This window comes from Capnocytophaga canis (assembly GCF_043187445.1).
Taxonomy (GTDB): Bacteria; Bacteroidota; Bacteroidia; order Flavobacteriales; family Flavobacteriaceae; genus Capnocytophaga; species Capnocytophaga canis.
The window spans coordinates 1,495,490-1,506,872 of the sequence record NZ_CP171121.1 but is presented as its reverse complement, the minus strand read 5'-3'; the positions used below and the strand labels follow the sequence as shown (position 1 = coordinate 1,506,872).

Annotated in this window: 11 protein-coding genes; 4 read left to right on the top strand and 7 right to left on the bottom strand. The window is 39.0% G+C overall.

Translation table 11 applies throughout. From position 1 onward, the window contains the following. The 3 genes from dut to recA all read left to right on the top strand — a co-directional run bounded on the left by dut (position 1) and on the right by recA (position 2,503). The gene (gene dut / locus ACF3OB_RS06390) at positions 1 to 435 is read left to right on the top strand and encodes a dUTP diphosphatase (protein ID WP_042344032.1); all 435 of its coding nucleotides are present in this window, start codon (positions 1 to 3) and stop codon (positions 433 to 435) included. Positions 436 to 441: 6 nt separating this feature from the next. Continuing rightward, entirely contained in the window at positions 442 to 1,218 is a 777-nt protein-coding gene (locus tag ACF3OB_RS06385; protein WP_392419863.1) for a DUF4292 domain-containing protein, read from the top strand. A gap of 145 nt (positions 1,219 to 1,363) precedes the next feature. Continuing rightward, on the top strand, positions 1,364 to 2,503 hold the full coding sequence (recA, locus tag ACF3OB_RS06380; RefSeq protein ID WP_392447136.1) for a recombinase RecA: 1,140 nt from the start codon (positions 1,364 to 1,366) through the stop codon (positions 2,501 to 2,503). A gap of 309 nt (positions 2,504 to 2,812) precedes the next feature. On the opposite strand, the gene ACF3OB_RS06375 is transcribed toward recA, so the two are convergent. The 5 genes from ACF3OB_RS06375 to ACF3OB_RS06355 form a co-directional block, all read right to left on the bottom strand. Continuing rightward, entirely contained in the window at positions 2,813 to 4,921 is a 2,109-nt protein-coding gene (locus ACF3OB_RS06375; RefSeq protein WP_392447134.1) for a glycoside hydrolase family 97 protein, read from the bottom strand. A gap of 109 nt (positions 4,922 to 5,030) precedes the next feature. After that, positions 5,031 to 5,168, bottom strand: coding sequence for a hypothetical protein (locus ACF3OB_RS06370; RefSeq protein ID WP_392448761.1), 138 nt, complete (start codon positions 5,166 to 5,168; stop codon positions 5,031 to 5,033). Between the two features lie 115 nt (positions 5,169 to 5,283). After that, positions 5,284 to 5,544, bottom strand: a complete 261-nt coding sequence (locus ACF3OB_RS06365) for a four helix bundle protein (protein ID WP_392447133.1) — start codon at positions 5,542 to 5,544, stop codon at positions 5,284 to 5,286. Between the two features lie 340 nt (positions 5,545 to 5,884). Next, positions 5,885 to 7,297, bottom strand: coding sequence for an alpha-amylase (locus ACF3OB_RS06360; RefSeq protein ID WP_042344035.1), 1,413 nt, complete (start codon positions 7,295 to 7,297; stop codon positions 5,885 to 5,887). Between the two features lie 297 nt (positions 7,298 to 7,594). Further along, positions 7,595 to 8,272: a DUF6261 family protein gene (locus tag ACF3OB_RS06355; RefSeq protein ID WP_232745154.1), complete on the bottom strand. Its 678-nt coding sequence runs from the start codon at positions 8,270 to 8,272 to the stop codon at positions 7,595 to 7,597. A 131-nt stretch (positions 8,273 to 8,403) separates the two neighbouring features. Here ACF3OB_RS06355 and ACF3OB_RS06350 point away from each other — a divergent pair, with 131 nt between their 5' ends. Further along, complete coding sequence (locus ACF3OB_RS06350; RefSeq protein ID WP_042348654.1) at positions 8,404 to 8,649, top strand: hypothetical protein; 246 nt, start codon at positions 8,404 to 8,406, stop codon at positions 8,647 to 8,649. 100 nt (positions 8,650 to 8,749) lie between these two features. Here the strand turns inward: ACF3OB_RS06350 and ACF3OB_RS06345 are convergent, their stop codons facing one another. Together ACF3OB_RS06345 and ACF3OB_RS06340 are read right to left on the bottom strand one after the other, a co-directional pair. Beyond that, the gene (locus ACF3OB_RS06345) at positions 8,750 to 9,754 is read right to left on the bottom strand and encodes a SusE domain-containing protein (RefSeq protein ID WP_095894471.1); all 1,005 of its coding nucleotides are present in this window, start codon (positions 9,752 to 9,754) and stop codon (positions 8,750 to 8,752) included. A gap of 18 nt (positions 9,755 to 9,772) precedes the next feature. Beyond that, positions 9,773 to 11,353, bottom strand: a complete 1,581-nt coding sequence (locus tag ACF3OB_RS06340; protein WP_392447129.1) for a RagB/SusD family nutrient uptake outer membrane protein — start codon at positions 11,351 to 11,353, stop codon at positions 9,773 to 9,775. Positions 11,354 to 11,383: the final 30 nt, after the last annotated feature.

Here is an 11,383-nt window from a genome sequence, read left to right as displayed (position 1 = left end):
ATGAATGTAAACATAAAAAACATATCAAACAATCCATTGCCAAATTATCAGACGGAAGAAGCTGCAGGAATGGACATTCACGCTTTTGTAACCACTCCTATCACAATACTTCCACTGGAACGAGTGATTGTGAAAACAGGATTGTTTTTAGAATTGCCAAAAGGATACGAAGCACAAATCCGCCCGCGAAGCGGACTTGCCGCCAAACACGGTATCACGGTTTTGAACGCTCCAGGAACCATTGATTCGGATTATCGAGGAGAAATTGGAGTTATCTTGGTAAATCTTTCCAATGAGCCTTTCGTAATTGAAAACGGCGAACGCATTGCACAAATGGTTTTTGCTAAATATGAAAAAGCAACACTTACTGAGGTTCAAGAACTTTCGGAAACAATTCGTGGTACAGGAGGCTTCGGAAGTACTGGTAAAAAATAAATACGAATGAGAAAAATAGTTTTTTTAGTAGCATTAGGTCTATTGACTTTTGCTTGTAAATCAAAGAAAAGTACCGTTTCAGCAGGTGAAGTTGACCGAAAAATGAAGGTCGGAACCCTGATTCAACATCATAGTAATGCCTTTCCTAAATTCGTTACAGTGAACGGCAGTATTTCTTTGGCTCACGGTAGTGAAGGAAATATGTCATCGCTCCCCGCTTTGAGTTTTCGTATGCAAAAAGATAAAGCTATTTGGTTTTCAGCTCCTTTGGGAGTTGCTAAAGTTTTTGTCACTCCCGAAAAAGCGAGTTACTACAACCGCTTAGAAAATACACACTTTGATGGCGATTTTTCACATATCAGCGATTTGTTAGGTTTTGAAGTGAATTTTGAAAACTTACAACGATTGCTATTGGGACAATATATCTATGATCAAGATACTTCAAACACTAAAATAATACTTATTGATTCTCAAAACTATATTTTACAGTCCGAAAACATAAACACCCTAAAAACCATTTACGGAATCACTCCGAAAACATATCGCATTGGTTTCCTTGAAATTACAAATACTGAGAATCCAAAAGAAAAATCTGAAGTGACTTATACATATCAGAAAGTAGACAATGTCTTGTTTCCTGATACTATTAAAATCAACGTACGAAGAATGGTGGATGGAGAATTACAAAAAACCGAAATAGAACTATCATTTAAAAGCATTCGTTTGAATGAAAAAGTAAATTTTCCTTTTAAAATTCCATCAGGAACGAAATCAATCTTGTAAGTAAAATTACCAATTTCAAATTACGAATTACGCTTATAGCTTTCATAATTTGTAATTCGTAATTTGTAATTCGTAATTTTTTTAATATGTTTTTGCGTAATAAAAATAAAACGTATATTAGCAGTTTGTAAGAAAATATATAAATATGGCAAAGAAAGATACAAAGGAATTGAGTGCAGCAGAAGCAAAAGCAAATGCTTTGAAACTGACACTTGAAAAATTAGATAAAACCTTCGGGAAAGGGGCAGTGATGCAATTGGGAAATGCTCCTATTGAGGAGATTGAAACTTTCTCGACAGGTTCCGTAGGTTTGGATGTTGCTTTAGGTGTTGGAGGATATCCAAAAGGGCGAGTTATTGAGATTTTTGGGCCTGAATCGTCTGGTAAAACCACTTTAACGCTACACGCTATTGCAGAAGTACAGAAAGCTGGGGGAACAGCTGCATTTATTGATGCAGAACACGCTTTTGACCGTATTTACGCTCAGAAATTGGGAGTAGACATCAATAATCTGATTGTTTCACAGCCTGACCACGGTGAACAGGCTTTGGAAATAGCCGATGCGTTAATTCGTTCGAATGCGGTAGACCTGATCGTAGTGGATTCAGTCGCTGCTTTAACACCGAAAAGTGAGATCGAAGGCGATATGGGAGACTCTAAGATGGGAGTTCACGCTCGATTGATGTCACAGGCATTGCGAAAAATTACAGGAAGTATTAATAAAGCAAATTGTATTGTAATATTTATCAACCAATTACGTGACAAAATTGGAATCACATTCGGAAATCCAGAAACCACAACAGGGGGGAATGCATTGAAGTTTTATGCCTCTGTTCGTTTGGACATCCGTAAAGCGGGTGGAGGAGGCATCAAGGATTCAAATGGTGAGATAGTCGGAAATCGTACCCGCGTTAAGGTAGTTAAAAACAAAGTTGCTCCTCCGTTTAAATCTGCTGAGTTCGACATCATTTTCGGGGAAGGAATTTCAAAAATAGGGGAAATTATTGATATTGGTGTAGATGCTGACATCATCACCAAAAGCGGTTCTTGGTTCAGTTACCAAGGTACAAAACTTGGACAAGGGCGGGATACTGTAAAAACTCTACTGAAAGACAATCCTGAACTGACCGAAGAACTGGAGAATAAAATCAAAGAGTTCCTGAAAAATAATGATGAAATTATTCCTAAAAAAGGAAAAAAGGGGAAATCAAAAGCAGATATAGAAACTCAAAACTCCGATGATGACTCTTTTGATGAAGATGAATTAAACGAAGAAGAAGAATAGTTGATTTAAAACAACTTACGTTCTTTTATATACAATCGGGACAATACAATTCGGAAGTGTTGTGAAAAGTATGATACCTTTAATAAAGTGGATATTTCTGTCAGGCTGAGCGTAGTCGAAGCCTCGTAATTACAGGGCTTCGACTACGCTCAGCCTGACAATCAAAACTACCATCATACTTTTTATAACACAACCTACAATTCTATGGATTTTACATTCAGCAGAATTATATTGCCCCGATTGTTTTTTATGTCATCACGTCTTTCTAATTCGTAATTTGAAATTCGTAATTCATACTTGGTAGTAAGTCTATTTGATTTCCTTGATACTCACAGCATACCCACCGCCTTCTTTAGCTACGAGGGTAAGAGTGGTGTTGGCATCTACTTTTCTTTTGGTAATAGTGTACGCTTTAGGATTGTTTTTATAGTGTGCGTTTTTGGCATCGGCATAGATGGTGGCTTCATATTTCTTGTTTTTATCTAAGAAATTGAGTTTTAGTTTCGATGTATGCCCGTTTTCATTGGCTGTGCAACCGATGTACCAATCGTTACTATGCTTATCTTTACGAGCCACGGTAATATATCTGCCAGGTTCTGCCTCTAAATAGATACTTTTTTGCCAATCTACAGGAACGTCTTTAATAAATTGAAAGGCATCTAAATATTTACTGTAATTTTCAGGCAAATCAGCTGCCATTTGTAGCGGACTATACATTGTGAGGTATAGAGCCAATTGCTTTGCCAAGGTACTACGTGCATAGCTTCCGTTGTCAGGATTTACGTTCCAAATTTGGGTTTCAAAAATTCCTGGAGTGTAATCCATTGGCCCGCCTTGCAAACGTGTAAACGGAAGTATGGTGGTATGGAAGGGTTTATTTCCTCCGAAAGATTCAAATTCGGTTCCACGAGCCGACTCATTTCCGATAAGGTTCGGATAAGTACGACAAAGCCCCGTAGGACGCACTGCCTCGTGTGCGTTAACCATAATTTTGTATTTAGCTGCCTCGGTTACGGCATACAAATAATGATTTACAAGCCATTGCCCATAATGATGTTCGCCTCGTGGCACAATATCACCTACATAGCCACTCTTTACAGCATTATAACCGTAGTCATTCATAAGCTGATACGCTTTATGCATATGTCGTTCGTAATTTCTTACAGAAGAAGAGGTTTCGTGATGCATCATCAGTTTTACTCCTTTGGAATGGGCATATTCGTTCAAGGCTTTGAGGTCAAAATCAGGATAAGGAGTTACAAAATCAAACACGTAATCCTTTTTATGTCCAAACCAATCTTCCCAACCTACATTCCAACCTTCTACTAACACTTGGTCGAAGCCGTGTTGTGCTGCAAAGTCGATGTACTTACGTACGTTTTGGTTATTTGCGGCGTGTTTTCCGTTAGTCTTTAATTTTGTATAATCTACTTTATCAAGTTGAATAGAAGGTAACTCATCGGTGTATGCCCACGAAGATTTTCCTGAAATCATTTCCCACCAAACACCGATGTATTTCACAGGTTTTATCCACGAAGTGTCTTCGTACGCACAAGGGTCATTTAGATTCAAAATCAGTCGTGAAGCCAAAATATTACGAGCATCATCACTAACCATAATGGTACGCCAAGGGGTGTGGCAAGGAGCTTGTAGATGCGCTTTATCGCCCGTAGCATCGGGAGTCAAATGCGATTGGAACACGAAATTAGAATCATTGAGGTTCAAGTGCATACACGAGTAATCTACCAAAGCTGCTTCGTGTAGATTGATATAAAGTCCGCTATCAGTTTTCATCATTAGAGAAGTTTGCACTCCTGTGCGTGAAAACGGTGTTTGTGAGGCGTTATGATTGATGGCTCCTTGATTTAATAGGCGTATCTGAGAGAGTTTTGACTCGGTATAGTCGTACTCTTGGGTATCGTAATCGCCTACTATCCACCACGCTGTGTGGTCGCCCGTCATTGCAAACTCCGTCCATTCCTCTACCACCGTAAAATAGGTCAGATGCTTCTGCTCAGGAAACTCATAACGGAAACCTACACCATCATTATACACTCGAAAACGAATATTCATAAAACGATCTGAAGTCTTTTGATGAAGCGACACCAAAAGCTCGTTATAATGATTACGAATATGGCTTTCTTCGCCCCAAACAGGTTGCCACGTTTCATCAAAAGTAGATTTTTCTTCCTTAATAACCTTAAAATCAGCAATTAAATCAGTAGTGTTTTTAAGCTCCAAGCCCATATAACTTTGCTTGATTACTTCCTGATTCTTGTACCAAATCTTATAAAAAGGTTTTCCTGACGGATTTAGCTCAAAGGTAACTTTTACATTACCATCAGGCGAAATTTGTGTGTTTTGTGCTTGAGATTGCCACCCCAAAAGGCAACAAAGGATAATAGATATTTTTTTCATTACAACTTTTTTTATTTAATTATGAACTACGGTAATCAATTACGAATTACGGCTCTAACTTTCGTAATTCGTAATTCGAAATTTGTAATTTAAAATTCGCAATTCATTATTATGCTTTTAGTTTATTTTTAATTGTTATTTGTATTTTTCCAATGATTTTAGCTATTTCTTTGGCGTCGTTTAGTAAACTGATACTTTGTTCTTCTGTGAGAAAATCGGTTGCTTCTAATAATCGTAGCCAATATATCGTTTCTCGAGTTTCTTTATAAGCAATACTTATCTTTGATAAAAAATCTGGTTGTGTTATAAAAAGTATGATGGTAGTTTTGATTGTCAGGCTGAGCGTAGTCGAAGCCTCGTAATTACAGGGCTTCGACTACGCTCAGCCTGACAGAAATATCCATTTTATTAAAGGTATCATACTTTTTACAACACTTCCAAAAATCTTTATCAGACTGTGCTCCAATTGCTTCTTCAACATTTGCCCCAATCGATGTGCCACACCTCAACAATTGTTTGGATAAAACCCGTTCATTATGTTCTGAAACCATGTAACGATATACATTCACAATCCGAACTGCAAAAGCAAACGTTTTCTCTTGAATGATATTGTCTTTCCTCATCTTAACACTTAAATTAATTACGAATTACGAGAATTAATTACGAATTACGAGATTAATTACGAATTACGAGAATCAATTACGAATTACGAGAATCAATTACGAATTACGGATTCAATTACGAATTACGGATTCAATTACGAATTACGGATTCAATTACGAATTACGAGAACCAATTACGAATTACGGAACCAATTACGAATTACGGAACCAATTACGAATTACGGAACCAATTACGAATTACGAGAACCAATTACGAATTACGAGAATTAATTACGAATTACGGCTCTAACTTTCGTAATTTGTAATTCGAAATTTGTAATTTAAAAATCGAAATCCGTAATTATTTTGAAATTGACCAAACCCCATAGCTATTTGCTCCCACCGTGATGGTTACCTTTCCGTTAGCATCGGTGACAGGACGTGTGGCACTCTGTTGGGTATAATCTATCAAAGTTTTGTTTTTCCAATGTGTAGGAATGGTACGCGTAGCAGGGGCATTTCCACTGTTGAGGAAAAGCATCAATCCGGGGCTGTTTTCATCGCCTAAACGGAAATCAATAAATTCGGTATCGGAAGCCAAATAGAATTTCTCCTCGCCTACGGCTAAACTACGGTGAATGAGTAACAGATTCTGTATTTTAGCTTTGAACTCATCATTTTCGTAATCCGAAATAAAAATAGTTGGATAGCCGCTATGGGTGAGCATATAGGCATACGCCAAGAGTTTTCGTTCTTTACTGATTACATTATCAAGATTTTTGTCTTTCTCGGTATCGTGATTAGCAACGAAAGTAACCGCCTTATCAGGATAGATGGTTCGAAGCATTTGGTTGCCCATTAAGTGTCGCATATCATTTTTGTCCAAAGCCTGTTCCAATTTATAGAAACACGCAAAGTCAAAAGCCGGAACTCCTCCGCTTTCATCTACCCAATTTTTGAGCTTTTGAGCGTCGCCGTCCCAATATTCTCCTACGGCAAAACCTCCTACCGAAGCCATCCAATCTTTTACTACCCAAGCGCCAAAACTTTTAACATAGTCAAAACGCCATCCGTCGAATTTCATCGTGTTTTTATAGTATTTCGCTACAGACTCATCCGATTTCCAAAGCCAATTCTGTACATATTCCTTATGATGGCAAAGGTCTTGTTCCGAAAAGAAATCAGCGGCTTCGTCGCAACAATGGTAATCGTTCGGATGAAAATCCAAATGACTGCGGTTGAATTTTCCCGAAGCATTGCCGTGTTGCTCGTTGAACATCGTGTAAGTGTCTTTCCCACGCGTGATGTTATGTTCCAATCCACCTCCTGAATTATGCCCCAATACCATATCGGCGATAACTTCTAAGCCGTTGTCGTGGGCTTTTTTTATTAGATTTTCCAATTCGGCACGCGAGCCAAAACGGGTCTCTACGGTGCCGTGTTGGTTATATTCGCCAAAATCAAAGTAATCCGACGGGTCATACCCCATTGAATACCCTCCTGATTGCCCCTTGGTGGCAGGTGGCAACCAAATTCGGTTTACGCCATTAGCTTTCCAATCGGTGAGTTTGGTAGCTGTCAAATTCCACCAATCGCCACGAGGTTCTACATCCCAATAAAAAGTCTGCATCATTACCCGATTGCCGTTATCCATTGCCGAGAGATTCAGCGGAGTAACCTCCTGTGGCGGTGTGGGAGCATCGTTATTATCCTTTTTACCGCATTGAAACAGTAGCAGACTAACGAAAACCATTGTTAAAATATTTTTTTTCATAAGTATGAAATCAATTACGAATTACGAGTTACAAATTACGAATTACGAGAATCAATTACGAATTACGAGTTACAAATTACGAATTACGAGAATCAATTACGAATTACGAGAATCAATTACGAATTACGAGTTACAAATTACGAATTACGGTTCTTGCCCCTTGTTACTTTTTCCTTGTTTCTTGAAACTTGGAACTTGAAACTTGAAACTTGGAACTTGGAACTTGGAACTTGAAACTTTATCCTTTATCCTTTTAACTTTATCCTTGATTCTTGAAACTTGAAACTTTTCCCTTGACTATTGAGTTACTTTTTTTATCTCTTCATTGATAGAATTTACCAAATTTTGATATGCTTGTATTCCTTTTACGATGGTCAAACCATTGATTAGAGTAATAAGTTTGGTAAATGTTGTTTGCATTTGGGCACGAGTGGTTTGAGTTTTGCCCACCTCAACGGCTCCTTGCTCTTGGGTGCGGTCGGTGTGAAGTGAAGCAAAGGCTTCATTAACTTGTGCAAGTTGCTCAATCCATTGCTCGGCTCCGATGAGCGTTACCATAGCTTTTACTTGAGTAGCGGCTAAATCATCGAGCAGATTACGAATGATAGCCGTTTCTTCACGGAAGGATTGCTTCTGTGGTGATTTACCATATTTTTCGTTGATTAGTACCAATTTTTTAGCAGCTTCAGCTTTCTCTTTCACCGGAAAATTCACAAATAACTTACAATGCCCAATGTAGCCCATCAGTAGTATATCGCGCTGATTGTCCAATTCGGTGATTCGTTGCGTGTACTCGCTCTTTCGTACGGGCTTTAACGAGGCTTCAAAGGCATTAAAATCTCGGTCAAAATCCGTTTTAATAGCCGTAAGTTCCAAATTAGCAAGGTCTTCTTTCTCTAAAAAGTTTTTTACATTCGCCATCACTTGGGCAAATTCCATCAGGCGAACTCTTGATAAATTATGCTTCGAAATCATATTTTTATATTTTTTTATGTTTTTACTTGATGTTTATAGGTAAGTTTATATAATTTGTCTTCTACTTCTGTTCTTTTTAAAGTAATTTTTCTCTTTTTATTTATTACAATAGTACAAAACCTACCGATTTTATGTTTTTGTACCCTTACAAAAGCGGAAATCTGCCCGATTTTATACCCTTGTTGGCTTACAACAGAGTAAAACCCACCGATTTTGTGCTTTTGTACCCTTACAAAAATGCAAATCTGTCTGATTTTATAGATTTGTATCCTTACAAAAAGATAAAATCTCAGGATTTAGAAAGACATAAACATTACATACAGACCCCGAAGTTACATATTTTTAAAACACAAAGCAAACATTTACCTGATTTTTAACATATTACCTCTTCCTCATCGTATAAAAAAACTTCGACTCTCTGCCCTGCGTATTAACAAAATTGCTTAGCCTAAGAGTCGAAGTTTGTCATTATAAAACCTATTTGATGGAATATGTAGGCGGTGTTACTGAGAAATCGACCGTAATGGTATATGTTCCTGCGGTAACGGGAATGTTAGCCCCTCCGGCTTCTAATACGCCATCAGCTTTATCATCTCCGTAGTTAGTATCCCAAGCATTATTCAAGCGAAATTTTATTTCACCATTGACAAGGGTAACTGTTTTCTTCCAAGTATTGGTAGTTCCGTCATATTCTAATGGAATATCATCGTTATCTCCCCATCCTTTGGCTCCGTGTCCAATAATTCCCCACGTATATTTCTCAATGGTGTAGGTGTTTTCGTTAATGTTCCAAACGATTTTGTATATCCCTGCAGTAACAGGAATGTTAGCCCCTCCGTTTTCAAGACTTCCATTTTTCCCGTCATCACCATAATTTTCTGCCCAAGCATTGTTTTTACGGAATTTGATTTCGCCGTCTTTCAAAGCCACATAAGCTATCCTTTCATTGCTATTGGTCGGGTTTTTCCAAAATGGAAGATCGGGACCATCCCACCCATTAGGTGTTGCGTGTCCTACAATACCCCATTCAGTGGGCTCGATAAGGTCAGCATAAGGTGTTATTTTAATCGTTTTTGCTTGGGTAGGAATACTATACGTATTACTAATGGCATCTTTAAGCGTTACTTTTACTTCTGCCTCTGTTCCTGCGGCAAGCTCTAAGTTGGCAAGTAAAATTTTGTTAAGTTCAACGTGAGAAAAACTATATGGCGATTTGGTTACGGATACCTCTTTGCTTTTTCCGTTGCTTTCCAACAAAATGCTGTACGAATGCCCCAAATTTAGGTTCAGCTGTTGCGTTTCCCACGAAACGCTAAGTGCTGTTTCACTTCCTTTCTCTTTGTCCAAAGCCAACGTATTGGCAGACAAGCTCATTTCTATTTTAGCTTCGGCATTAAGCACCGCTTTCTCTTCATCTTTCTCACACGATGTGGCGACAAATAGCAGCCCGAATAATGTCCCTGCTTTGAATATATTTTTCATACCCATTTATTTTTACAATTAATATCCCGTGTTTTGTTTTAAGTTCGGATTTGCCAATAGTACACTTGCCGGTATGGGGAAGATATTTCTGTGCTCACCTGTACCTACCCCTGTGATGGCGCCTCCTTTGAATGTCCATAGATAGTCGGCTGTGGTGAATTTTCCGTAGCGAATCAAATCGGTACGACGCAATCCTTCCCAATACAACTCACGAGCACGTTCATCTAAGATAAAATCGGCGGTAAGTTCTGCTTCGGTAATAGGGGTTGCTCCTGCACGTGTGCGTAGTTGATTTACATAGCCTACCGCAGTTGCTTTGCTTCCACCTCCGCCACGTACTACAGCCTCAGCATAGTTCAAATAAATCTCTGCCAAACGAATGATAGGCAAATCTGTATCAGGGTGTTTCCCTGACGGGTCTTTTCCTTTGCCTCCTTTTGAAGTACGATTGGTAAACTTAGGCAGTGCATAACCTTCGGTGAATTTACTAATATCGCTGATTTCGTAGGACTGCCCATCGGTATAAAACATTGCTCGTTGGTCGTTCCACGCTGTTGGCTCTCCGTTGGCATTGGTGGTTTTGGTCTCAAATTTAGAGACAAATTCTTTGGTTGTTCTGTATCCGTTCCAACCCTCGACAACTCCGTAATTCTCCGGTTTCATTGAGCCTACGATAGACCCAAGCAACAAGTTAGTAACACCTCCCCACGTATTGGCTTGGATGCCATCGTAGTTCAACACAAAAATAAATTCGTTTTGAGCTCCGTTGGTATCGTTATCTGCCATAAACAATTGTCTGTAATCATTATGCAAGGCATATCCTGAGTTGATTACTTTTTCGGCATACGCCACACAATCAGCATAACGCTCGGTGCCTACCCACGTTTTTGCATTCAGATACAAACGGCTCAATAGTGCTTGTGCAGCGGCAGCATCTACACGACCGTACTCGTTGGATTTGGTAGCTTTCAACTCGCCCTCAATGGCTTTCAATTCGCTTTCTACAAATTGGAATATTTCCTGACGGTTGCTTTGCGTAGGTAAAGTAGCTTGTACTTTGGTAGCTAATGGCACGTTGGCGAACAAATCCATCAAGCAATAGTACGAATAGGCACGTAAGAAACGAGCCTCAGCAATGAATGTTCTCACCTGAGCATCGGAGCTTAACGCTTCTGCATTGGTAATAAATGAATTGGCAAAGGAAATTTGTTGCCCCAAGCGGTTGTACAATCCGTTAAGAAACATATCGGAAGAAGACCAAGATAACGCGTGGAAATCTCTAATGGTTTGGTCAGCCCACCCCACTACAGCGGTTTCTGTAGTAAGCTCTTGAGCGGCGAAATAAAGCCGAGAAAATTGTGAATATCCTTCATCTATTCCTGTTATATCACTCTGTCCTTGAGGTCCTTGTTGTCCGGTTAAGGCATAGGAGGCATAGACCTTAGCCAAAGCACTTTTGGCTTCTGTTGGATTGGCAAACACTTGCACTTGTGTAAAGCTATCGGGGTCAATAGGCGACTGATCAAGGTCTTTCATACAGCCCGTTAGCGACAAGGCTAAAGCCAATCCGAATATCTTATATGTGGTATATCTTTTCATTTTTCAAAAATTTTATTCGTTGTATTTTGA